This window comes from Streptomyces sp. NPDC002577, from assembly GCF_053594815.1.
Genome location: NZ_JBSFWK010000002.1, coordinates 441,386 through 464,286 on the forward strand (window position 1 = coordinate 441,386; position 22,901 = coordinate 464,286).

Consider the following 22,901-nt stretch of genomic DNA (forward strand, 5'->3'; position numbering starts at 1 on the left):
ATCCGCCTCCGGCCGTACGGGCCTCTGCGCGTCCAGCAGTAGGGCCGAGTGCGGCGAACGGATGGCCAAGATCGGCCAAAACGCGTGTCTCTGGACGTATTGCGCCTATTACCAGACCTAGGTTGGACCGGTGGAGCAACACAGGATGCGTCCCCCCAAGCCCCGGCCGCGACGCACCGCGCCCCTCCCCCCGCAGAGCGGACGTGGCCGGCCTGCCACGGTCCAGCCGGCGGCGTCCCCGCCGGACCGCCCCGCGACGCCCTTCGTACGTGGTGTGCCCAGGCTTGTGCAGGCCGTGCGCCGGATGCCGAATCCGCGCCTGACCGGGATCGGCATCGGGCTGTTCTGCTCCGCCGTCATGTTCATGCTCGCCTGTATCGACCAGGTGGTCTTCGGCGGCTCGCTCATCGTGTACGGCGTGCTGTTCCTGCCGGTGAGCGCGCTGACCGCGCTCTGGGTGCGGCCGGCCGACCTGGTCACCGCACCGATCGTGGTGCCGATCGCCTTCGTCGTCGGGCTGCTGCCGATCATCGACGGCTCGGGCGGCTTCGGCGAGCGGATCATGGGGATCGTCACGGCACTGGCGATGCACGCCGGCTGGCTGTACGGAGGCACGCTGATCACCGGGGTCATCACGACCGTACGCAAGATCAGGATGATGGCACGACGGCGCGCACAACTGCGGCGCCGGCCGCCGCGGCCGCCTCGGCCGCGGCGCCGTACCGCCTGAAGGGCCCCGCCGCGCGTGGGGAACGGCGCGGCTACGCCTGCTCCGCCGCCCGCATCGCCGCGCCCACGATGCCCGCGTTGTTCTGCAGCTCCGCGGGCACGATCTCGGCCTTGATGCCCTTGATCAGCGGCAGGAACTTGTCCGCCTTGCGGCTGACGCCGCCGCCGATGATGAACAGCTCGGGCGAGAACAGCATCTCGACGTGCGCCAGGTACTTCTGGACGCGTCGCGCCCAGTGCTCCCAGCTCAGGCCCTCGTCGTCCTTGACCTTCGTGGAGGCGTGCTTCTCGGCGTCGTTGCCGTGCAGCTCCAGGTGGCCCAGCTCCGTGTTCGGCACGAGCCTGCCGTCGACGAACAGGGCGCTGCCGATGCCGGTGCCGAAGGTGAGCAGGATGACCGTGCCCTTGCGGCCGCGTCCCACGCCGAAGTGCATCTCGGCGACCCCTGCCGCGTCCGCGTCGTTCACCACGGTCACCGGGAGGCCGCCGAGCCGCTCGCTCAGCAGGGCGCGCGCGTCGACGTCGATCCAGCTCTTGTCGACGTTGGCGGCGGTGCGGATGGTGGCGCCGCCGGTGACCACACCCGGGAACGTGATGCCGACCGGGCCGCTCCACTCGAAGTGGTCGACGACCTGTTTGACGCATCCGGCCACGTCGTCGGGCGTGGCCGGATGGGGGGTCAGCACCTTGAAACGGTCGTCCGCCAGATCGCCGCGGTCCAGGTCCACGGGAGCACCCTTGATACCTGAACCGCCGATGTCCACGCCGAAGATCTGCATGGGCACCACGTTACGGCGCCCGCCCGGCACTCTCCTCCGGACGCGTACGACCGGCAACGGCTGCGGGTGCCCGGCGAAGGCGGGGTCAGGCCCGCCCGGTCACTTCTCCCCGGTCACTTCTCCCCGGCGCTTTCCCCGGTGCGCTCCGCGACCAGCGCGGCCGCCTCGGCGCGCAGATCGCGGCGGAGCTCCTTGGGCAGCGAGAAGGTGATCGACTCCTCGGCGGCCTTGACGATCTCCACGTCCTCGAAGCCGCGCGCCGCGAGCCACTCCAGTACGCCCTCGACGAGCACCTCGGGGACGGAGGCGCCCGAGGTGACGCCGACGGTCGCCACGCCCTCCAGCCAGGCCTCGTCGATCTCCTCGGCGAAGTCGACGAGATACGCCTCGCGCGCGCCCGCGAGCTTGGCGACCTCGACGAGGCGCTTGGAGTTGGAGGAGTTGCGGGAGCCGACGACGATGACGAGGTCGGCCTCGGCGCCCATCTGCTTCACGGCCAGCTGACGGTTCTGCGTGGCGTAGCAGATGTCGTCGCTGGGCGGGGAGATGAGCTGCGGGAACTTCTCCTTGAGCGCGTCGACGGTCTCCATGGTCTCGTCGACGGACAGCGTGGTCTGGGAGAGCCAGACGACCTTGGACGGGTCGCGCACCTCGACCTTCGCCACGTCCTCGGGGCCGTCGACCAGCGTGATGTGGTCGGGGGCCTCACCGGACGTGCCGATGACCTCCTCGTGGCCCTCGTGGCCGATCAGGAGGATGTCGAAATCCTCATTGGCGAAGCGGACCGCTTCCTTGTGCACCTTGGTGACCAGCGGGCAGGTCGCGTCGATGGTGGCGAGCCTGCCCTTGGCCGCCTCCTCGTGGACGACCGGCGCGACGCCGTGCGCCGAGAACATCACGATCGACCCCTCGGGGACCTCCGCCGTCTGCTCGACGAAGATCGCGCCCTTCCGCTCCAGAGTCTGTACGACGTACTTGTTGTGGACGATCTCGTGGCGGACGTAGACCGGGGCCCCGTACTGCTCCAGGGCCTTCTCTACGGCGATGACGGCGCGGTCCACACCCGCGCAGTAGCCACGGGGGGCGGCGAGCAGGACCTTGCGGGAAGGCGAAGCAGTCATGCCCACCATCGTAAAGGCCGCACCCGGCGGGGCAGAGATCCACTCCTCGGCCCTCGGGAGGGGCCACGTTTCTGCCCCGCGGGGGCCACGTTCCTGTCCTCGGGCCCCCGGGGATTGTCGGTGCCGGCGGCTAGGCTCGCCGCATGGCTGTGAACACGTCTGCCGAGACACCGCTGCACGTCGGTGAGGTGTCGCGGCTCATCGGGGGCTGGATCGACCGGCTCGGGGCCGTATGGGTCGAGGGCCAGATCACCCAGCTCTCGCGGCGCCCGGGTGCGGGCGTCGTCTTCATGACGCTGCGCGACCCGTCGTACGACATCTCGGTCGGCGTCACCTGCTACCGCCAGGTGTTCGACGCGGTGGCCGACGTCGTGTCCGAGGGCGCCCGCGTCGTGGTGCACGCCAAGCCCGAGTGGTACGCGCCGCGTGGGCAGCTGTCGCTCCGGGCCGCCGAGATACGGCCGGTGGGGATGGGCGAGCTGCTGGCCCGGCTGGAGCGGCTCAAGAAGACACTCGCGGGCGAGGGGCTCTTCGCGCCCGAGCGCAAGAAGCCCCTGCCGTTCCTGCCGCAGCTCATCGGCCTGGTCTGCGGCCGCGCCTCGGCGGCCGAGCGGGACGTCCTGGAGAACGCCCGCCACCGCTGGCCGGCCGTCCGTTTCGAGGTGCGCAACGTCGCCGTGCAGGGCGTGCACGCGGTTCCGCAGGTCGTACAGGCCGTGAAGGACCTGGACGCGCTCGACGAGGTCGACGTGATCATCGTGGCGCGAGGCGGTGGCAGCGTGGAGGACCTGCTCCCGTTCTCGGACGAACAGCTCGTACGGGCGGTGGCGTCCTGCCGTACGCCGGTGGTCTCGGCGATCGGGCACGAGCCGGACAACCCCCTCCTCGACTTCGTGGCGGACCTGCGGGCTTCCACGCCGACCGACGCCGCCAAGAAGGTCGTGCCGGACGTCGGCGAGGAGCTCGAGCGGGTGCGGTCGCTGCGGAACCGTGCCCGGCGCTGCGCCGAGGCGTTCGTCGACCGCGAGGAGCGGGGGCTCATGCACGCCCTGAGCAGGCCCTGCATGCAGGATCCGCACCGCATGGTCGAGGAGCGCGAGCAGCACGTGGAGGCGCTGCTCGCGCGTAGCCGCCGCACTCTGGCGCACTGCCTGGACCGCGCGGACTCGGAGCTCACCCACACGCACGCGCGCGTGGTGGCGCTCTCGCCCGCGGCGACGCTACGACGGGGGTACGCGGTCCTGCAGAAGGCCGACGGCCACGTGGTCCGGGCGCCGGACGAGGTGGCGGCGGACGAGGAGCTCCGGGCCCGGGTCGCCGAGGGCGAGTTCACGGTACGGGCGGCAGGGCCGGCAAGGACGGGACAAGTCGATGCATAGGGTGGGCGCATGACCAGCAGGACGGACGAGGCCGGGCCGAACGAGGCGGCGGGCACCCTCGGGTACGAGCAGGCGCGGGACGAGCTGATCGAGGTCGTGCGCCGCCTCGAGGCGGGCGGCACCACGCTCGAGGAGTCCCTGGCCCTGTGGGAGCGGGGCGAGGAGCTGGCCAAGGTGTGCCGCCACTGGCTGGAGGGGGCGCGCGCCCGGCTGGACGCCTCGCTCGCCGCGGACGAGGAGACCGGCGGCGGTACGGGCAACGGCGCGGGGGCGGGCGACGCCGCCGGCTGACGGGCGCCTGCGCGACGCGCATGGCCGGGCCCTTCGTCCCCACGGCGAGGGCCCATGGTCCGTCCGGTGAGGGCACGTCGCCCGTGGAGGCCGACGGCACGCACGCGGCACCGTAGAAGTGTCATTCCACAGAGGGTGCGGCCGCCTCAGGCGTTGCAGGTTTGTGAAACCAGTCACCGGAGCCCAGGCTTTGGTTGAACTTTAAACGTAATCTGCGTACGGTCGCTCCTGCCAGCTTGATCCACGGATCACGACTCACCCTGATCCGCCGGATCCAACGCGTATCTCGAGAAGGTTCATTCATGTCCCTCGTTCTTGACCCCGCCGCCCAGGACCTGCTCTTCCGTGAGGCCCGCACCGCGAACACCTTCACCGACGAGCCGGTGACCGAGGAGCAGGTGCAGGCGATCTACGACCTGGTCAAGTACGGTCCGACCGCCTTCAACCAGTCCCCGCTGCGCATCACCCTCGTCCGCTCCCCCGAGGCCCGTGAGCGCCTCGTGAAGCACATGGCCGAGGGCAACCAGCCGAAGACGGCGTCCGCCCCGCTCGTCGCGATCCTCTCCGCGGACAACGAGTTCCACGAGGAGCTGCCGGAGCTCTTCCCGCACTTCCCGCAGGCCAAGGACGCCTTCTTCTCGGAGCGCCCGGTCCGCGAGGGGGCCGCTGCCCTGAACGCCACGCTGCAGGCCGCGTACTTCATCGTCGGCGTCCGCGCCGCCGGGCTGGCCGCCGGCCCGATGACCGGCTTCGACTTCCAGGGCGTCCAGAAGGAGTTCCTGGACGGCGACCACACCCCGCTGATGATCGTCAACATCGGCAAGCCGGGCGAGGACGCGTGGTTCCCGCGTTCGCCGCGGCTGGAGATCGACCAGGTCATCACCACCGTCTGACGTCGCTGCGCGACGCAGGAAGGCCCCCGGCATCCGCCGGGGGCCTTCCTCATTCCTGATTCCTGCGCGTTCCCAAGAACTCTTACGACGTCTTCAGCGCGCTCGCCATCTTCGTCAGCTGACCGAACGAGCCCGAGCCCGTCACCACCGTCGTGTAGCCATCGCCCTCGAAGACGAGCGCGTCGTACTTCGGGCCCTCGTAACGCTGCCACGTCTGGTCGCCGATCCGCTGGGTGACCTTCGTCTTCCCGGCGCCCTGGGTCTTCTGCTCGATGAACTCGGAGGGCTTCTCCGTGGACTGCTCGACGGCCACGTACTGACCAAGACCGTCGGCCGTGTGGAAACCCAGGTGCCATGCGTCGTGGTCCGTGCCCTGGTAACGCACCGACGTCGGCCTCCACTCCTTGGGCAGGCCCTCCGGCGCAGCCACCGGGTACGCCGCCGCGCGGCGCGCCGTCAGCAGCTCGACGCGGTAGTCCACACGCTTCACGGGTGTTTGGGAGCCGTCGTGCGGGATGAAGAGGTATATGAAGAACGCGACGAGGACGATCACGCCCATCGACAGCACCATGTCCCGGACGGTCTGCTTGCCTTTCATGCCTGCCACGCCCCCATCGTCGCAGGTCCCCGTCGGTCGCCCGGCACCGCCCTGCACGGAAAGGGACGAAGTGTGACGAGCGCTATGCCCGATCCCCACCCCATCCGCTCAAACGTGGGGCCCTCTGCTCATTTTGTCAGCCTGCCGATAGAGTCGGGAGTCATCACCCTCATCCGGCCGCCCGCCCGTCTCCCACCGCGACCCTTCCAAAGAGCCCTTCGGGCGCTGCCCTTTTCGTATCAGAAAGGTGCGTCTCGATGACCGAGAATCATCTGCTGCCTTCCGAACTCGAGGTCTCACCAGAGGCCCCCGACCGCAACCTCGCCATGGAACTCGTCCGGGTCACCGAGGCCGCAGCGATGGCCGCGGGCCGCTGGGTCGGCCGCGGGGACAAGAACGGCGCCGACGGCGCCGCGGTCCGGGCCATGCGCACCCTCGTCTCCACCGTCTCGATGAACGGCGTCGTCGTCATCGGCGAGGGCGAGAAGGACGAGGCGCCCATGCTGTTCAACGGAGAGCGCATCGGCGACGGCTCCGGCGCCGAATGCGACATCGCGGTCGACCCGATCGACGGCACCACGCTGTGCGCCAAGGGCATGCCGAACGCGGTCGCGGTGCTGGCCGCCGCCGACCGCGGCACGATGTTCGACCCGTCGGCCGTCTTCTACATGGACAAGCTGGTCACCGGCCCCGAGGCCGCCGACTTCGTCGACATCAACGCCCCGGCGTCGGTGAACATCCGCCGGGTCGCCAAGGCCAAGGGGTGCGCCGCCGGTGACGTGACCGTCGTCATCCTCGACCGGCCGCGCCACGAAGGGATCATCAAGGAGATCCGGGAGACGGGCGCCCGTATCAAGCTGATCTCCGACGGCGATGTCGCGGGCTCCATCCTGGCCGTCCGCGAGGGCAGCGGCGTCGACCTGCTGATGGGCATCGGCGGTACGCCGGAGGGCATCATCTCGGCGTGCGCGATCAAGTGCCTGGGCGGCACCATCCAGGGCAAGCTGTGGCCCAAGGACGACGAGGAGCGGCAGCGCGCCATCGACGCCGGCCATGACCTCGACCGCGTCCTCTACACCGACGACCTGGTCTCCGGCGAGAACGTGTTCTTCGTCGCGACCGGCATCACCGACGGTGAGCTGCTGCACGGTGTGCGGTACCGCGCGGAGACGGCATCGACCTCGTCGCTGGTCATGCGGTCCAAGTCCGGCACGATCCGGCAGATCGACTCGGTGCACCGGCTGTCGAAGCTGCGCGCCTACAGCGCCATCGACTTCGACCGCGCACGGTAACGCACGGCCGGTTCCCGGCCACACGACCGTGGGGCGCCCTCTGTGCGGGAGGGCGCCCCACGGACGCGTACGGGCGGAACGTCGCCGTACGGACTAGCCGGCCGCGGCCATCGGGTCCGCGGTCCGGGTCGCCTTCTTCAGCTCCAGCTCGCGCCTGCGGCGGCGGGCCAGGACCACGCGGCGCTCGGCGGCGGTGAGGCCGCCCCACACCCCGTACGGCTCGGGCTGCAGCAGGGCGTGCTCGCGGCACTCGACCATGACGGGACAGCGGGCGCAGACCCGCTTGGCCGCCTCTTCGCGGGAGAGCCTGGCGGCGGTGGGCTCCTTGGACGGGGCGAAGAACAGTCCGGCCTCGTCGCGGCGGCACACGGCCTCCGTGTGCCATGGATCGTCCTGATCGCGGTCTCGCACTGGGACCCGCCGGGGCGGAACGGCAGCTACCTGCAGGGACTGATGCGGCGGTTGCAGCACGGTCTACTCCTGACGACGGCTTCGCGAGCGAGCGACGATGCAGCATGGTCTACCCGCTGTGCGCGCGCCTATGCACTGAGTTCCGATGCACTGCAGTTCGCCGCACAAAAGCCGCGTTCGCTCACCACCCCCGGCCGCCCCAGGAGCCGCCGACCGGTACCGGCTCAGTGCCCCAGATGCTTGCGCAGGTGGCGATCGATGCGCTCCTGCAGATCGCGGACGAGCCTGCCCCGCTTGGGCTTCGCCTCGATGTTGCCGAGTACGGCGAGGCCGTCGACGAAGACCACGGGGGCGTCCTGCTCGGCCGAGTCGAGCGTGTCCACCTCGAAGTTGCCGAGGACACCGCCGCCGTTGCCGCGGAGCGAGATGTTCTCCGGGACGCGGATCTCCACGCTGCCGAAGACCGAGATCGCCTTGATCACGACCTGTTGGTACTCGAAGATCGCCTCGCTGAGGTCGATCTCGACGCTGCCGAAGATCGCGTACGCATGGGTCCTGCGGCCCACGCGCCAGCGGCCCTTGCGGACCGAGCTGCTGAACACCGCGACGAGGTTCTCGTCGGCGACCGACGGCACCGCGCCCGCGCTCGGCCGCGACGGCGCCGTGACGTGGTCGGCGGAGGGGGCACCGGAGGCGGAGCCCTCGCGGCCGGCCGGCAGGTCGCGGATCAGCGGCTCCAGTTCGGCGACGGTCTTCGCGCGGTAGACGCCGTCGATCCGCTCGGCGTGCTCGTCGGCAGTGAGCCGGCCCTCGGCGAGGGCTTCGCGGAGGATGTCCGCGATCCGGTCCCGGTCGGCGTCGGAGGCGCGGAGCGATGGGGGTGCCCCCTGCTCGAGCGGAGCCGAGAGCTTGGGGGAGGGCTCCCGGTCCGCGTCGGGGGCCGGGGCCGGGGCCGCGGCCGGGACTGAGACCACGGACGGGCCCGCCGCCGGTGCCCGGCCGTCGGCCGCCGGAGCCCGGCCGTCGCCCTGAGCCATCGCTGATTCTCGCTTCTCGAGGTCCACGTCAGCAGCGTACCCAAACGCGATAGATCGCGACTACCCCACAATCCGGTCTGAGCAGCCACGGAACGCGGCCGATTCCGCACAGATGAACTGAGCCTTACCTCACAGGCTCGGCCGACCCGGCAAGTCCTACGCTTGTGGACGCTATGGGCGCTGCCAACGAGGGTCAGCCGCCCTGCTGTCTGTCGAGTGAGGAATGGGCGAAATGCCGGAGTTCGCATACACCGATCTGCTGCCGACGGGAGAGGACACCACGCCGTACCGGCTGGTGACCTCCGAGGGTGTCTCCACCTTCGAGGCCGACGGGCGGACGTTCCTCAAGGTCGAGCCGGAGGCGCTGCGCAAGCTCGCCGCGGAGGCCATCCACGACATCCAGCACTACCTGCGCCCGGCCCACCTGGCGCAGCTCCGCCGCATCATCGACGACCCCGAGGCGTCGAGCAACGACAAGTTCGTCGCCCTGGACCTGCTGAAGAACGCGAACATCGCCGCGGCCGGCGTCCTCCCCATGTGCCAGGACACCGGCACCGCGATCGTCATGGGCAAGCGCGGCCAGAACGTCCTCACGGAGGGCGGTGACGAGGAGGCACTGAGCCGCGGCATCTACGACGCGTACACCAAGCTCAACCTGCGCTACTCGCAGATGGCTCCGCTCACCATGTGGGAGGAGAAGAACACCGGCTCGAACCTGCCGGCCCAGATCGAGCTGTACGCGACGGACGGCGGCGCGTACAAGTTCCTGTTCATGGCCAAGGGCGGCGGCAGCGCCAACAAGTCGTTCCTCTACCAGGAGACGAAGGCCGTCCTGAACGAGGCCTCCATGATGAAGTTCCTGGAGGAGAAGATCCGTTCGCTCGGTACGGCCGCCTGCCCGCCGTACCACCTGGCGATCGTCGTCGGCGGTACGAGCGCCGAGTTCGCCCTGAAGACGGCCAAGTACGCGTCCGCGCACTACCTGGACGAGCTGCCGGCCGAGGGCTCGCCGCTCGGCCACGGCTTCCGTGACAAGGAGCTCGAGGAGAAGGTCTTCGAGCTGACGCAGAAGATCGGCATCGGCGCGCAGTTCGGCGGCAAGTACTTCTGCCACGACGTCCGGGTGGTCCGCCTCCCCCGCCACGGCGCGTCCTGCCCCGTCGCGATCGCCGTGTCCTGCTCCGCCGACCGCCAGGCCGTCGCGAAGATCACCGCCGAGGGCGTCTTCCTGGAGCAGCTGGAGACGGACCCGGCGCGTTTCCTGCCCGACACGACGGACGAGCACCTCGAGTCCGACGGCGACGTCGTCAAGATCGACCTCAACCAGCCGATGGAGTCGATCCTCGCCGAGCTGACCAAGTACCCGGTCAAGACGCGCCTGTCCCTCTCCGGCCCGCTCGTCGTGGCCCGCGACATCGCCCACGCCAAGATCAAGGAGCGCCTTGACGCGGGCGAGGAGATGCCGCAGTACCTGAAGGACCACCCGGTCTACTACGCGGGCCCGGCGAAGACCCCCGAGGGCTACGCGTCCGGCTCCTTCGGCCCGACGACGGCCGGCCGCATGGACTCGTACGTGGAGCAGTTCCAGGCGGCGGGCGGCTCCAAGGTGATGCTGGCCAAGGGCAACCGCTCCAAGCAGGTCACGGACGCGTGCGACGCGCACGGCGGCTTCTACCTCGGCTCGATCGGCGGCCCCGCCGCGCGCCTCGCCCAGGACTGCATCAAGAAGGTCGAGGTCGTCGAGTACGAGGAGCTCGGCATGGAGGCCGTCTGGAAGATCGAGGTCGAGGACTTCCCGGCGTTCATCGTCGTCGACGACAAGGGCAACGACTTCTTCCAGGACCCGGCGCCCGCGCCGACGTTCACCAGCATTCCGGTGCGGGGGCCGGGGCTGGCGTAACACCCACTGCCTGATGGCCGCCCCTGCCTGCGTATTGCGGGTGGGGGCGGCGCTGTCCAGCTCGGATGACGGCACAGAAATGCTGGCCGTACCAACACACCACGGAATCAGGTCAACTGAAGTTCGCCCACCCGCTGGCCTCCGCTCATCTCGCCCGTCGGCCGGAACCCGAGCTTCAGATAGAAGGCTTCCGGTCCGTTCTCGCCCGGGTGCCAGGTGGTCGTGAGGCGGGTGCCGCCGCGGCGGCGGATCTCGGCGGCCACGGAGCTGACCGCGAAGCGGCCGTAACCCCGGCCCTGCTCCCCGGCCGCGATGTTGAGGCGCCAGAGGCCCGAGCGCAGGTCTGCGGCCCTACCGTCGCCGGCGAAGTCGATGTCGAAGAAGGCCATGAGGAAGCCGACGGGCCGGTCGCCGTCGACGATGAGGCGGGGCCAGGCTGCGTCGGGATGCACATACGCCTCGGCGAGCGACTTCACGACCGGTGCGACCAGGTGCTCCTGGTCCGGTCGCACCTTCAGGCCGATCGCCTTGTCGAAGTTGGCGGGGGTGATCTTTTCGATGCGCGCCGAGCTGGTCATATGGGGACCTTAAAGTCCCAGGTCAGAGGGTCAAGCGGATTTCGGCCGGCGCACCGGGCGGGGCGGCGCGACAGCCACAGCCGTACGCCCGATCCTGAGGTAGGAGGCCCTCGAGGAGGCACCCGAAAGAGGAAGCCCCGGAAGGGGAATACCTCCCACCGGCCCCACGCTCTCCCTCCTGGAGGTACGACGACGATGACGACGACCGAAGACGGCGACCAGCAGTACCGCATCGAGCACGACTCCATGGGCGAGGTACGCGTCCCCGCACACGCCAAGTGGCGGGCCCAGACCCAGCGGGCCGTGGAGAACTTCCCGGTCTCGGGGCAGCGGCTCGAACGGGCCCACATCGAGGCCCTCGCCCGTATCAAGGCCGCCGCCGCCAAGGTGAACGCCGAACTCGGGGTGCTCGACAAGGACTTCGCCGACGCCATCGTGGCCGCCGCGCAGGAGGTCGCCGAGGGGCGGTGGGACGAGCACTTCCCCGTCGACGTGTTCCAGACCGGCTCCGGTACGTCGTCGAACATGAACATGAACGAGGTGCTGGCGACCCTCGCCACGGAACGCCTCGGGCGGGACGTCCACCCCAACGACCACGTGAACGCCTCCCAGTCGTCGAACGACGTCTTCCCCTCCTCCATCCACATCGCGGCGACCAGCGCGGTCACCCGCGATTTGATTCCGGCTCTCGACCATCTGGCGGCCTCGCTGGAGCGCAAGGCCGAGGAATTCGCGGATGTCGTGAAGTCGGGGCGTACGCATCTGATGGACGCCACGCCTGTGACGCTCGGCCAGGAGTTCGGCGGGTACGCGGCGCAGGTGCGGTACGGCGTGGAGCGGCTGAAGGCCTCGCTGCCCCGGCTGGCCGAACTGCCGCTCGGTGGCACGGCCGTGGGCACCGGCATCAACACCCCGCCCGGCTTCTCGTCAGCCGTCATCGCCGAGGTGGCGGACGCGACGGGGCTGCCGCTCACCGAGGCGCGCGACCACTTCGAGGCGCAGGGCGCGCGTGACGGCATCGTCGAGACCAGCGGGCAGCTGCGTACCATCGCCGTCGGGCTGACGAAGATCGCCAACGATCTGCGGTGGATGTCCAGCGGTCCGCGCACGGGTCTGGCCGAAATCGCCCTGCCCGACCTGCAGCCCGGTTCGTCGATCATGCCGGGCAAGGTCAACCCGGTGATCCCCGAAGCCGTCCTGATGGTCGCCGCGCAGGTCATCGGCAACGACGCCACCGTCACCACCGCCGGCGCCGCCGGGAACTTCGAGCTCAACGTCATGCTCCCCGTCATCGCCAAGAACGTGCTCGAATCCGTCCGTCTCCTCGCGAACGTCTCCCGGCTGCTGGCCGACCGGACCGTGGACGGCATCACCGCGAACCGCGAGCGGGCCCGTGAGTACGCGGAGTCCTCGCCGTCCGTCGTCACGCCGCTGAACAAGTACATCGGCTACGAGGAGGCCGCGAAGGTGGCGAAGCGGGCGCTGGCCGAGCGGAAGACGATCCGGCAGGTGGTCCTGGAGTCCGGGTACGTGGATCGCGGCGACCTGACGCTCGGCCAACTGGACGAGGCGCTGGACGTCCTCCGGATGACCCATCCGTAGGGCTCGCACCGGGCAGGGCACCGCTGCATTTCGGCCGTGTTGCGCCATGGCGCATTCGTGTTTCGCCTTGGCGCATACGTGTTGCCGCTCCTGCATCCGTGACACGCGCCGCAGCGTCGTATGCCCTGGGCACCTAATATCTGCGCATGACAGACAGGGCGAGCAGACTCATGGACGGAAGCGGTCCGGCGTACTGGGCTCCCGGCGACCACATCCTGTGGCGCTACCGGGAGAACGCCGGCGCCCGCTTCCACATCTGCCGCCCCGTGACGGTCGTTCAGGACACCGCGGAGCTGCTCGCCGTATGGATGGCGCCCGGCACGGAGTGTGTGAAGCCGGTGCTCGCCGACGGCACGCCGGTGCATGTGGAGCCGCTGGACACGCGGTACACGAAGCCTCGGACGGTGCGGCGCGACCGCTGGTTCGGCACGGGCGTGCTGAAGCTGGCGCGACCGGATGACCCCTGGTCCGTATGGCTGTTCTGGGAGCCTGGCTGGCAGTTCAAGAACTGGTACGTGAACCTGGAGCAGCCGCGGGTTCGCTGGGCGGGCGGCATCGACTCCGAGGACCACTTCCTGGACATCTGCGTGTACCCGGACCGCACCTGGGAGTGGCGCGACGAGGACGAGTTCGCGCAGGCGCAGCAGGCCGGTCTGATGGACGCCGCTCAGGCCGAGGCCGTACGCCGGGCCGGGCGGGATGCCGTCGACGTGATCCGGTCGTGGGGCGCGCCCTTCTCGGACGGCTGGCAGCACTGGCGGCCGAACCCAGAATGGTCCATACCGCTTCTTCCGGACGACTGGGATCGCACGCCCGCTCGAGTGCCGTCATGAGACCCTTGATGCGCCCCCGTAGGGCAAACGTAGGATCGTCCTCCGCAAGTACACAGTTGCAGCACAGCATCAACTTCTTTCACTAGGACAAGGCCTGACACGACGTCATCGAGGGGCGGCGGGACGTGAGCGAGGGTAGCGAGGCTTACGGTCGGTACGGCACCACGCCGTACCGGGCGGACGGTGCGGCCGGCAGAGCCGAGGCGTGCCGGGCCCAGCGCAGGGGCCGGCACGGCACCTGTCCGACGCCACACAGGCAGGGCGGCGAGAATCCGTTCCCGGCACACGTGTTCCGGGTATCGGCCTCTCTGCGGTACGAACTGCGCGGCAGAGGCCCCGGTCCCGAACAGCACCTGTTCCCCCACAGCCAGCGCTCCTGAGACCAAGGCGCGCACGGCGCGCAGCCCCGGACGGACGGATTCGACACGCGTGACGGAGCATCCCACCTCCCACGAGCGCGGGCAGCCCACCGCTGCCCGCCCTCCCGCCCCCGCTGACCCGCGCGGGGCGCTGTTGCGTACCCCGGAGAGCCCGGAAGTCCCCGACGCAGCGGGCATGGTCGCCTTACCGGCACAGGGCCGGCCCGGCGACAACCCGGCCGCACACGGCAGCGCCGTGGCGCCGGGCGGCACCCCTGCCGCGGCGGACTGCACCGGCGCCGGGAACGCCCCCGGTGCCGCGGACGCCTCCGGCGCGCCCAGCGCGGCCGGGCCCGCGGGATCTGCAGGTCCCGCAGGTCCCGGCGGGTCTGTGGGCGCCGGCGCTCCTGTGGGCAGCGCAGGCGCCGAGCACTCGCAGCCCCAGGCCGCCGAACCCGACCCGCACCGGCCGCGCCCCGCACCGCAGGGCGCGCCGCTGCCGCGGTCCGGTGAGCCGGCGCAGTGGGCCGCTGCCAGGGCGATCGCCGAGGCCGGGCACCACCCGGGTGAGGCGGGGTCGCGCCCCCTGTCCGGGGTGCCCTCGCCCTCCCTCGGCCCCGTCGCGATGCAGCGCGACGGCGACCGGCTGCGGTTCGTCGGGGCCGCGACCCGGCGTATCGCGCGGGGCATGGACCTCGACGAGATCGTGATGGGTCTGTGCCGGGCCACCGTGCCGACGTTCTCCGACGCGATCCTCGTCTATCTGCGCGACCCGCTGCCGGTCGGCGACGAGCGGCCCTCCGGGCCCCTGGTCCTGCGGCTGCGGCGCACCGACCGGCTGCGGCGGATCGAGGACGGGACCGAGGACCCGGACACCGACGGGGGTCTGCTGCCGGGGCTGCAGCTGCAGCCCGACTTCGCGGCGACCGAGCTGTGCGAGGTGCGGTCGGGCGGTGCGCTCGCCGAGGTGCTCCGCGGCGTACGCCCCGTCTTCGCGGACGCCCACACCGCGCTCGACGCGCTGCCCGAACTGCTCGGTGCGGAGCGGCAGGTGCCCGACGGACAGCACACGATCCTCGCGCCGCTGCGCGGCCGACGGCGCGTCATCGGCGCCGCGGTGTTCCTGCGCCGTCCCGACCGACCGGCGTTCGAAACCGAGGACCTGCTGGTCGCCGCCCAGCTCGCCACGCACAGCGCGCTCGGCATCGACAAGGCCGTGCTGTACGACCGCGAGGCGTACATCGCGGACGAGCTGCAGCGCACCATGCTGCCCGAGTCGCTGCCCCAGCCGCACGGCGTGCGGCTCGCGTCCCGCTATCTGCCCGCCGCCGAGACGGCCCGCGTCGGCGGCGACTGGTACGACGCGATCCCGCTGCCCGGCAACCGCGTCGCCCTCGTCGTCGGCGACGTCATGGGCCACTCCATGACATCGGCGGCGATCATGGGCCAGCTGCGGACGACCACGCAGACCCTGGCCGGCCTGGACCTGCCGCCGCAGGAGGTGCTGCACCACCTCGACGAGCAGGCGCAGCGGCTCGGCACGGACCGCATGGCGACCTGCCTGTACGCGGTCTACGACCCGGTGACGCACCGCATCACGATCGCCAACGCGGGCCATCCGCCGCCGGTCCTGCTGCACCTGGGCGGGCGCGCCGAGGTCCTGCGGGTGCCCGCGGGCGCGCCGATCGGTGTGGGCGGCGTCGACTTCGAGGCCGTCGAACTGGACGCGCCCGCCGGAGCGACGCTCCTGCTGTACACGGACGGTCTCGTCGAGTCGCGGCTGCGCGACGTGTGGACCGGCATAGAGCAGCTGCGCGAGCGCCTCTCGGCGACCGCGCAGCTCACCGGACCGGACCATCCGCCGCCGCTGGAGGCGCTGTGCGACGAGGTCCTGGACATGCTCGGCCCGGGCGACCGGGACGACGACATCGCGCTGCTCGCCGCCCGCTTCAACGGAATCGCGCCGAGCGACGTGGCGTACTGGAACCTGGACCCCGAGGACGCGGCTCCCCGCCGGGCCCGCCGGCTGGCCCGCAACGCGCTGGCCCGCTGGGACCTCGAAGAGCTCACGGACTCGGTGGAACTGCTGGTCAGCGAGGTCGTCACCAACGCCGTGCGCTATACGTCACGGCCGGTCACGCTGCGCCTGCTGCGCACCGATGTGCTGCGCTGCGAGGTCGGCGACGACGTACCCCAGCTGCCGCGGCTGCGCCAGGCACGGGCCACGGACGAGGGCGGGCGCGGGCTGTTCCTGGTCAACAAGATGGCCCGCCGCTGGGGCGCGACCCGGCTGAGCACCGGGAAGGTGGTCTGGTTCGAGCTGCCGACGCCTGCGTCCGGCTGAGGCGGCATGGTTCGGTTTCGGGGCGACCCCCGCTGGTTCGGGGCGACCCCCGCTGGGTTGCCCCGAAGCCGTTCGACGATGTCCGCAACACGACCTTTGTACGAGTTCCTAGCTTGGACCCGTTCCAAATGTTGCTGATGTCGTGATGGCGGAGTTGACTGCTGTGGTGGGCGAAGCGACCTGACCTATCCCAAATGCACGACGGGAGGACGCTCGTGACCGAGGCAGTACAGAAGGTTCCGTACACCACGACGAACGCCGGAATACCGGTGGAGAGCGACGAACACTCGCTCACGGTCGGCGATACCGGCCCGATCCTGCTCCAGGACCACTACCTCATCGAGAAGATGGCCCAGTTCAACCGTGAACGGGTCCCCGAGCGGGTGGTGCACGCCAAAGGATCGGGTGCGTACGGGGTCTTCGAAGTCACCAACGACGTCAGCCAGTTCACCAAGGCCGACCTCTTCCAGCCGGGGAGGCGGACGGAGATGCTGGCGCGTTTCTCGACGGTCGCCGGGGAGCAGGGCTCCCCCGACACCTGGCGGGACCCACGCGGCTTCGCGCTCAAGTTCTACACGGAGTACGGCAACTACGACCTGGTCGGCAACAACACGCCGGTCTTCTTCGTCCGCGACCCGCAGAAGTTCCAGGACTTCATCCGCTCCCAGAAGCGCCGCCCCGACAACGGCCTGCGCGACAACAACATGCAGTGGGACTTCTGGACGCTGTCCCCCGAGTCCGCGCACATGGTGACGTGGCTGATGGGCGACCGCGGCATCCCGAAGACCTACCGCAACATGAACGGCTACAGCTCCCACACCTACATGTGGGTCAACGGCGGCGGCGAGAAGTTCTGGATCAAGTACCACATCAAGACCGACCAGGGCATCGACTTCCTCACCCAGTCCGAGGCCGACGAGCTCGCGGGCACGGACGGCGACATCCACCGCCGTGACCTGTTCGATTCCATCGCCTCCGGCAACGCGCCGTCGTGGACGATGCACGTGCAGGTCATGCCCTTCGAGGACGCGGCGGACTACCGCTTCAACCCGTTCGACCTGACCAAGGTGTGGCCGCACGGCGACTACCCGCTGATCGAGGTCGGCCGGATGACCCTCAACAAGAACCCGGAGAACTACTTCATCCACATCGAGCAGGCCGCCTTCGAGCCCTCGAACCTGGTGCCCGGCATCGGCCCGTCCCCGGACAAGATGCTGCTCGGCCGGCTCTTCTCGTACCCGGACACGCACCGCTACCGGATCGGCCCCAACTACGCGCAGCTGCCCCCGAACCGCCCGCGCTCGCCCGTCCACTCGTACGCGAAGGACGGCCCCATGCGGTACGAGCCGGCGAACGTGGGCGCCGTGTACGCACCCAACTCGTACGGCGGCCCAGCTGCCGACGTCCAGACCTTCGGCGACCCGGCGGGCTGGCAGGCCGCGGGCGAGATGGTCCGCGAGGCGTACAAGTTGCACCGCGATGACGACGACTGGGGCCAGCCGGGCACGATGGTCCGCGAGGTCCTGGACGACGCGGCCCGCGAACGCCTGGTGTCGAACGTAGCCGGACACCTGAGCGCCGGAGTCTCCCGCCCGGTTCTCGACCACGCCCTGCAGTACTGGCGCAACATCGACAAGGACCTGGGCGACAGGATCGCCAAGCGAGTAAACGGCGGCTGACAACTGCAAACGAAGGCGCTCGGAACCCAAGGTTCCGAGCGCCTTCAGCTACGGCAGTCGGCGTCAGCCGGTCCCGTCCCGGGTCCCACCGGTCTGCTCCGGAATCCCGAACGTGGGCGTGACCGACGGAGTCGGCTGCCGAGTCGTAGCCCCGTCCGTCGGCTCGGAGGTCGGCTCCTCCGTAGGCGCCTCACTCGTGGGCGCCTCGGTGGACGGCTCAGCACTGGTCTCCGGCGCCGACGGCGTCTCCGACGGCGTCTCCGTCGCGGTCCGCGTCGGGTCGACCGTCGGCGTGACGGCCGCCCCCATGTCGGTTTCGAGGTCGAACTCGCTAGTCGACCCCATCGCGTTGAAGGTGTACGCGGCCCATATCTCGGCAGGGAAGCTGCCACCGTTGACGCGGCCGCCACCAGCCGCACCCTTCATGGAGACCTGGGTGCCGCGCTTGAGCACCTTCCCGTTCGACAGCTTCTTGTCCTTGTCCTGCTCTCCGAACAGTCCGACCGAGGTCACCAGCTTCGGCGTGTAGCCGGTGAACCAGGCCGACTTGTTGTTGTCGGACGTACCCGTCTTGCCCGCGACCTGCTGGCCGTTGCGGCCCTCCGCCTCACGCACGGAGACCCGGGCCGTACCGTCGTCCACCACGCCGGTGAGCACGGAGGTCACGGAGTCGGCGGCCTCGCGGCTGATCACCTGCTTGCCGATCGGTTCCGGGAAGTCGACCGAGCGGTCCTTGTGCTCGGCGGACTTCACGATCGCCGGGGTGACCTTCTTGCCGTGGTTGTCGAGGGTCGCGTAGATCCCGGCCATCTCCAGCGGGCTGGCGCCCATGGAACCGAGGGTCTGGGCGGGCACGGCCTGCAGGCCGTCGGTGTCCATGCCGAGCTCGCCCGCGGTCTTCATCACCTCGTCCATGCCCACGTCGACGCCCATCTGCGCGAAGACGGAGTTGATGGACTTGTTCAACGCCGTCTGCACGGTGACGTCGCCGTAGTTGACGTCGTCCTCGTTCGGCGGCGCGAAACCGACCTTCCGACCGTCGTCCACGACGGGACGCTCGCTCGTGCCGTCGTAGACCGTGGACGCCGTGATCGGCTGACCGTCCTGCGTCTGGGAGCCGTTCTCCAGAGCGGCCGCGAGGATCAGCGGCTTGAAGGTCGAGGCGACCTGGTAGTCACGGCGGGTGGCGTTGTTCTGGAAGTGCTTGATGTAGTCCACGCCGCCGTACATCGCCAGGACCTTGCCCGTCTTCGGGTCGACGGACGCGGCACCGGCCTGGATGTTGGCGTCGACCTCGCGGTCCTTGGTGTCCAGCTTGCTGGTGAGCCTCGCCTTGACAGCCTGCTCCAGGAGCTTCTGCTTCTTCTTGTCGATGTTGAGCGTGATGGTCCAGCCGCCGGCGTCGACGAGCGCCTTCGCCTCCTCCATGTCGGCGGCGGAGCCGTCCGCGACGAGCTGCTTCTCCAGCGCCGCATTCGCCGCGTCCCACAGATAGCCGGTCTGTCCCTCGAGGCCGGGTGCCGCCTTGGGCTCGTCCGGGACGGGGAACTTCAGGCCCTGGCGCTCGGAGGCGGACAGCCAGTTCTCCTCGACCATGTTGTTCAGGACGTAGTTCCAGCGCGCCTTGACGAGCTTCTTGCCCTCGGCCGACGCGACCGCCCAGTCGTACTGGCTCGGGGCCTGCAGCAGCGCCGCGAGATACGCGCCCTGTGCCACGTCCAGGTCCTTGGCGTCGACGCCGTAGTACGCCTGGGCCGCGGCCTGGATGCCGTAGGCGCCGCGGCCGTAGTAGCTGGTGTTGATGTACCCGGCGAGGATGTCGTCCTTGGAGTACTGCTGGTCGACCTTGAGCGAGATGACCAGTTCCTTCAGCTTGCGCGTGACGGTCTGGTCCTGGCTCAGGTAGTAGTTCTTGACGTACTGCTGGGTGATCGTCGAACCACCCTGCTTGCCCTTGCCGGACAGGGTGTTGATGAGACCGCGGGCGGTGCCCTTGAGGTCGACGCCGGCGTCCTTGTAGAAGGACTTGTTCTCGGCGGCGACGAAGGTCTTCTGGACCGGCTTGGGGACCTCGGCCAGGTCCACGATCTCGCGGTTGCGCTCACCGGTGCGCACGAGCAGCGAGCCGTCGCTGTACTTGTAGATGTTGCTCTGTTCCTGCGCGTCCGCGTTGCCCTTGGGCACGTCCACGACCATGTACAGAACCACGAAGGCGCCCATGCCGAGCAGGCAGAGGCCGAAGAACGCGCCGAGCATCTTCTTCCAGGTGAAGATGCGGCGTATGACTCCGCGCTCGGCGCCGGACGAGCGCATGCGCGCCGCCCGGCGCGCACCGCGCTGCCGTGCTCGTCTCGCTTCCGCTCGCCCCATTGGCCCGTTCCGCTCCGCTTCATTCTCGTATGTCGCGAAGCCGCGTCAGCAGGCGCATCAGCGGCCTCACAGGCATACCGGTCAAGTCAGCTTTGAAAGCTAACACCGCACCCTGGGGCAAAGGCCTCCCGATCCGGTCGTTTCCGGACGTGAGAATTCGCACCTGTACCCATGGGAACCGACGATCAAAACGCCCGGAAGGTTGCGCCCGAGCAGCTCACAAGTGACCCACAGCATCACGAATGCCGCCCACGCGAAGATCGACCCGAAACGCGCTGCCGGCGCCGGCGCCGTCCCCGCGGGTCAGAGAACCCGAACGGGCAGCGGCCGCAACGCCTCCCGCAGGGCACCGGCAAGCTCCTCGTACTCCGCCGACCGCGCGGCCCCCGTCCGCATGGCCAGGGCGATGCGGCGACTCGGCGCGGGCTCCGCGAAGTACGCGGTGAGCAGCTGATCGCTGTGGCCGGTCTCCACCTTCACGGCGGTACGCGGCAGCAGGGTCACCCCCACACCGCCCGCGACAAGCTGGACGAGCGTCGACAGTCCGGCCGCCGTCGTCGTCACCGGGGCGTCGTCGCGGCCCACCTCCCGGCAGATCTCGAGGGCCTGGTCCCGCAGGCAGTGGCCCTCGTCGAGCAGGAGCAGCTTCAGCTCCCGCAGGGCCTGCCGCGGAATCCCCTCGCGCCCGCCGAGCCAGTGGTCGAGCGGGGTGACCAGCACGAAGTCCTCGTCGAACAGCGGCAGCTCCGTGACGCCGGGTACACCGAGGGGCACAGCGAGCAGCAGCAGATCGAGCCGCCCGGCAGCGAGCCCGTCCAGCAGGGACGCGGTCTGCTCCTCGTGGACCTGGAGATCGAGGTCCGGGTACCTGTCGTGGAGCAGCCGGAGCACGATCGGCAGCAGATACGGGGCCACGGTCGGGATGACGCCGAGTCTCAGGTCGCCCGTGAAGGGCGCACGGACCGCCTCGGCCTCCTCGAGGAGCGCTCCGACCTCGGCCAGCACGGCCTTCGCCCGGACGGCGAGCCGCTCCCCCGCGGGCGACAGCAGCACCTTGCGCGTCGTCCGCTCGAGCAGCTGCACGTCGAGGACCTCCTCCAGCGCCGAGACGGCACCGGACAGCGCCGGCTGGCTCATGCCGATCGCGGCGGCCGCGTCCCGGAAGTGCAGATACTCGGCCACCGCCGCGAAGGCGCGCAGCTGCGCGAGGGTGGGCCGGCCGGCCCGGCCGCTGCCGGGCACCGCACTACGTTTGTTCACTTCTCACACACCACCATGCACGCACTGTCATCGCGGAATCTTTCTCGTCCCGCACCGCCCACGGCCATCGGTTACCCACCGCTACTGATAGCCGCTGTCAATCAACCTGACCGAGTCTAGCTATTTCACTAATCAATGCAGCGTGTGCGAGCCTCGTGAGCAGTCCAACCCATGGGAATCCCGTCGACGGGGTTCCTTTTTGTTGCAAGGAGAGCGCGTGCTCACTGTCGGTGACCAGTTTCCCACGTACGAACTGAACGCCTGTGTGTCGCTGGAGAGCGGCAAGGAGTTCGAGGAGATCAACCACAAGTCGTACGAGGGCAAGTGGCGCGTGGTGTTCTTCTGGCCGAAGGACTTCACTTTCGTGTGCCCGACCGAGATCGCTGCCTTCGGCAAGCTGAACGACGAGTTCGCCGACCGCGACGCCCAGATCCTCGGCGTCTCCGGCGACTCCGAGTTCGTGCACCACGCCTGGCGCAAGGACCACAAGGACCTGCGCGACCTGCCCTTCCCGATGCTGGCCGACTCCAAGCACGAGCTGATGCGGGACTGCGGCGTCGAGGGTGAGGACGGCTTCGCGCAGCGCGCGGTCTTCGTCATCGACCCGAACAACGAGATCCAGTTCACCATGGTGACCGCGGGCTCCGTCGGCCGTAACCCCAAGGAGGTCCTGCGGGTCCTCGACGCGCTGCAGACCGACGAGCTGTGCCCCTGCAACTGGAACAAGGGCGAGGACACCCTCGACCCGGTCAAGCTCCTCTCCGGCGAGTGAACGAAAGCGTTCTGAACTGACATGGCTCTCGACGAACTCAAGTCCGCCGTACCGGACTACGCCAAGGACCTGCGCCTGAACCTCGGTTCGGTGATCGGCAACTCCGAGCTGCCCCAGCAGCAGCTGTGGGGCACGGTGCTGGCCTGCGCGATCGCCTCCCGGTCGCCGCGGGTGCTGCGCGAGCTGGAGCCCGAGGCGAAGGCGAACCTGTCGCCCGAGGCGTACACCGCGGCCAAATCGGCCGCCGCCATCATGGCGATGAACAACGTCTTCTACCGCACGCGCCATCTGCTCTCCGACCCGGAGTACGGGACGCTGCGGGCCGGGCTGCGGATGAACGTCATCGGCAACCCCGGTGTCGAGAAGGCCGACTTCGAGCTGTGGTCGCTCGCGGTCTCCGCGATCAACGGCTGCGGGCAGTGCCTCGACTCCCACGAGCAGGTGCTCCGCAAGGCGGGCGTCGACCGTGAGACGATCCAGGAGGCCTTCAAGATCGCGGCGGTGATCCAGGCGGTCGGCACGACGCTGGACGCGGAGGCGGTTCTGGCCGAGTAGGCCCCCCTGAACCCCGGTCCTCAAGCGCCGGACGGGCTGAATCTTCAGCCCGTGCCACTTTATCCGGTGACCCCGTACGGTTCCGGTTCACGCCAGCGGTCGAAGGGCCGGTCCAGCGT

General features: G+C 69.6%; 20 protein-coding genes. 12 read left to right on the forward strand and 8 right to left on the reverse strand.

Going from position 1 to position 22,901, the window contains the following annotated elements; genetic code table 11:
* Positions 1–274 precede the first annotated feature (274 nt).
* Entirely contained in the window at positions 275–730 is a 456-nt protein-coding gene (locus ACWD4J_RS05560) for a DUF6542 domain-containing protein (protein WP_451393986.1), read from the forward strand.
* Between the two features lie 31 nt (positions 731–761).
* On the opposite strand, the gene ppgK is transcribed toward ACWD4J_RS05560, so the two are convergent.
* Complete coding sequence (gene ppgK / locus ACWD4J_RS05565; protein WP_451393987.1) at positions 762–1,508, reverse strand: polyphosphate--glucose phosphotransferase; 747 nt, start codon at positions 1,506–1,508, stop codon at positions 762–764.
* 113 nt (positions 1,509–1,621) lie between these two features.
* Positions 1,622–2,638, reverse strand: coding sequence for a 4-hydroxy-3-methylbut-2-enyl diphosphate reductase (locus ACWD4J_RS05570; protein WP_451393988.1), 1,017 nt, complete (start codon positions 2,636–2,638; stop codon positions 1,622–1,624).
* A gap of 134 nt (positions 2,639–2,772) precedes the next feature.
* Between ACWD4J_RS05570 and xseA the strand changes: the two genes are divergently transcribed.
* The 3 genes from xseA to ACWD4J_RS05585 all read left to right on the forward strand — a co-directional run bounded on the left by xseA (position 2,773) and on the right by ACWD4J_RS05585 (position 5,192).
* On the forward strand, positions 2,773–4,008 hold the full coding sequence (gene xseA, locus ACWD4J_RS05575; RefSeq protein WP_451393989.1) for an exodeoxyribonuclease VII large subunit: 1,236 nt from the start codon (positions 2,773–2,775) through the stop codon (positions 4,006–4,008).
* 9 nt (positions 4,009–4,017) lie between these two features.
* Positions 4,018–4,299, forward strand: coding sequence for an exodeoxyribonuclease VII small subunit (locus ACWD4J_RS05580; protein WP_451393990.1), 282 nt, complete (start codon positions 4,018–4,020; stop codon positions 4,297–4,299).
* A gap of 302 nt (positions 4,300–4,601) precedes the next feature.
* Positions 4,602–5,192: a malonic semialdehyde reductase gene (locus ACWD4J_RS05585; protein WP_451393991.1), complete on the forward strand. Its 591-nt coding sequence runs from the start codon at positions 4,602–4,604 to the stop codon at positions 5,190–5,192.
* A gap of 82 nt (positions 5,193–5,274) precedes the next feature.
* On the opposite strand, the gene ACWD4J_RS05590 is transcribed toward ACWD4J_RS05585, so the two are convergent.
* Positions 5,275–5,799 (reverse strand): DUF4245 domain-containing protein, encoded by a 525-nt coding sequence (locus ACWD4J_RS05590; protein ID WP_451393992.1) that lies wholly within the window; start codon positions 5,797–5,799, stop codon positions 5,275–5,277.
* A gap of 248 nt (positions 5,800–6,047) precedes the next feature.
* Between ACWD4J_RS05590 and glpX the strand changes: the two genes are divergently transcribed.
* Positions 6,048–7,082, forward strand: a complete 1,035-nt coding sequence (gene glpX / locus ACWD4J_RS05595) for a class II fructose-bisphosphatase (protein ID WP_451393993.1) — start codon at positions 6,048–6,050, stop codon at positions 7,080–7,082.
* A gap of 93 nt (positions 7,083–7,175) precedes the next feature.
* On the opposite strand, the gene ACWD4J_RS05600 is transcribed toward glpX, so the two are convergent.
* Complete coding sequence (locus ACWD4J_RS05600) at positions 7,176–7,553, reverse strand: WhiB family transcriptional regulator (RefSeq protein WP_451393994.1); 378 nt, start codon at positions 7,551–7,553, stop codon at positions 7,176–7,178.
* 164 nt (positions 7,554–7,717) lie between these two features.
* Positions 7,718–8,557, reverse strand: a complete 840-nt coding sequence (locus ACWD4J_RS05605) for a DUF1707 SHOCT-like domain-containing protein (protein WP_451393995.1) — start codon at positions 8,555–8,557, stop codon at positions 7,718–7,720.
* A 205-nt stretch (positions 8,558–8,762) separates the two neighbouring features.
* Between ACWD4J_RS05605 and ACWD4J_RS05610 the strand changes: the two genes are divergently transcribed.
* Complete coding sequence (locus ACWD4J_RS05610) at positions 8,763–10,430, forward strand: fumarate hydratase (protein WP_451393996.1); 1,668 nt, start codon at positions 8,763–8,765, stop codon at positions 10,428–10,430.
* 107 nt (positions 10,431–10,537) lie between these two features.
* Here the strand turns inward: ACWD4J_RS05610 and ACWD4J_RS05615 are convergent, their stop codons facing one another.
* Positions 10,538–11,008: a GNAT family N-acetyltransferase gene (locus ACWD4J_RS05615; protein ID WP_451393997.1), complete on the reverse strand. Its 471-nt coding sequence runs from the start codon at positions 11,006–11,008 to the stop codon at positions 10,538–10,540.
* 195 nt (positions 11,009–11,203) lie between these two features.
* Here ACWD4J_RS05615 and ACWD4J_RS05620 point away from each other — a divergent pair, with 195 nt between their 5' ends.
* The 4 genes from ACWD4J_RS05620 (at position 11,204) to ACWD4J_RS05635 (ending at position 17,825) form a co-directional block, all read left to right on the forward strand.
* Positions 11,204–12,610, forward strand: coding sequence for a class II fumarate hydratase (locus tag ACWD4J_RS05620; protein ID WP_451393998.1), 1,407 nt, complete (start codon positions 11,204–11,206; stop codon positions 12,608–12,610).
* Between the two features lie 146 nt (positions 12,611–12,756).
* Complete coding sequence (gene fomD / locus ACWD4J_RS05625; protein ID WP_451393999.1) at positions 12,757–13,443, forward strand: cytidylyl-2-hydroxypropylphosphonate hydrolase; 687 nt, start codon at positions 12,757–12,759, stop codon at positions 13,441–13,443.
* A 429-nt stretch (positions 13,444–13,872) separates the two neighbouring features.
* Positions 13,873–16,146, forward strand: a complete 2,274-nt coding sequence (locus tag ACWD4J_RS05630) for a SpoIIE family protein phosphatase (protein ID WP_451394000.1) — start codon at positions 13,873–13,875, stop codon at positions 16,144–16,146.
* 194 nt (positions 16,147–16,340) lie between these two features.
* On the forward strand, positions 16,341–17,825 hold the full coding sequence (locus ACWD4J_RS05635; protein WP_451394001.1) for a catalase: 1,485 nt from the start codon (positions 16,341–16,343) through the stop codon (positions 17,823–17,825).
* Between the two features lie 63 nt (positions 17,826–17,888).
* Here ACWD4J_RS05635 and ACWD4J_RS05640 read toward each other — a convergent pair whose 3' ends face one another.
* Together ACWD4J_RS05640 and ACWD4J_RS05645 are read right to left on the reverse strand one after the other, a co-directional pair.
* The gene (locus ACWD4J_RS05640; RefSeq protein ID WP_451394002.1) at positions 17,889–20,195 is read right to left on the reverse strand and encodes a transglycosylase domain-containing protein; all 2,307 of its coding nucleotides are present in this window, start codon (positions 20,193–20,195) and stop codon (positions 17,889–17,891) included.
* 303 nt (positions 20,196–20,498) lie between these two features.
* Positions 20,499–21,455, reverse strand: a complete 957-nt coding sequence (locus tag ACWD4J_RS05645; protein ID WP_451394003.1) for a LysR substrate-binding domain-containing protein — start codon at positions 21,453–21,455, stop codon at positions 20,499–20,501.
* 217 nt (positions 21,456–21,672) lie between these two features.
* Between ACWD4J_RS05645 and ACWD4J_RS05650 the strand changes: the two genes are divergently transcribed.
* Both ACWD4J_RS05650 and ACWD4J_RS05655 read left to right on the forward strand, forming a co-directional pair.
* Positions 21,673–22,227 (forward strand): peroxiredoxin, encoded by a 555-nt coding sequence (locus ACWD4J_RS05650; RefSeq protein ID WP_451394004.1) that lies wholly within the window; start codon positions 21,673–21,675, stop codon positions 22,225–22,227.
* 21 nt (positions 22,228–22,248) lie between these two features.
* On the forward strand, positions 22,249–22,782 hold the full coding sequence (locus tag ACWD4J_RS05655) for an alkyl hydroperoxide reductase (RefSeq protein WP_451394005.1): 534 nt from the start codon (positions 22,249–22,251) through the stop codon (positions 22,780–22,782).
* The last annotated feature ends 119 nt before the right edge of the window (positions 22,783–22,901 follow it).

Bases quoted from the DNA above. Each gene is read 5' to 3' on its own strand.
- ppgK (WP_451393987.1), bottom strand. From the start codon at position 1,508: ATGCAGATCTTCGGCGTGGACATCGGCGGTTCAGGTATCAAGGGTGCT.
- ACWD4J_RS05570 (WP_451393988.1), bottom strand. From the start codon at position 2,638: ATGGTGGGCATGACTGCTTCGCCTTCCCGCAAGGTCCTGCTCGCCGCC.
- xseA (WP_451393989.1), top strand. From the start codon at position 2,773: ATGGCTGTGAACACGTCTGCCGAGACACCGCTGCACGTCGGTGAGGTG.
- ACWD4J_RS05580 (WP_451393990.1), top strand. From the start codon at position 4,018: ATGACCAGCAGGACGGACGAGGCCGGGCCGAACGAGGCGGCGGGCACC.
- ACWD4J_RS05585 (WP_451393991.1), top strand. From the start codon at position 4,602: ATGTCCCTCGTTCTTGACCCCGCCGCCCAGGACCTGCTCTTCCGTGAG.
- glpX (WP_451393993.1), top strand. From the start codon at position 6,048: ATGACCGAGAATCATCTGCTGCCTTCCGAACTCGAGGTCTCACCAGAG.
- ACWD4J_RS05610 (WP_451393996.1), top strand. From the start codon at position 8,763: ATGCCGGAGTTCGCATACACCGATCTGCTGCCGACGGGAGAGGACACC.
- ACWD4J_RS05615 (WP_451393997.1), bottom strand. From the start codon at position 11,008: ATGACCAGCTCGGCGCGCATCGAAAAGATCACCCCCGCCAACTTCGAC.
- ACWD4J_RS05620 (WP_451393998.1), top strand. From the start codon at position 11,204: ATGACGACGACCGAAGACGGCGACCAGCAGTACCGCATCGAGCACGAC.
- fomD (WP_451393999.1), top strand. From the start codon at position 12,757: ATGACAGACAGGGCGAGCAGACTCATGGACGGAAGCGGTCCGGCGTAC.
- ACWD4J_RS05635 (WP_451394001.1), top strand. From the start codon at position 16,341: ATGCACGACGGGAGGACGCTCGTGACCGAGGCAGTACAGAAGGTTCCG.
- ACWD4J_RS05640 (WP_451394002.1), bottom strand. From the start codon at position 20,195: ATGGGGCGAGCGGAAGCGAGACGAGCACGGCAGCGCGGTGCGCGCCGG.
- ACWD4J_RS05655 (WP_451394005.1), top strand. From the start codon at position 22,249: ATGGCTCTCGACGAACTCAAGTCCGCCGTACCGGACTACGCCAAGGAC.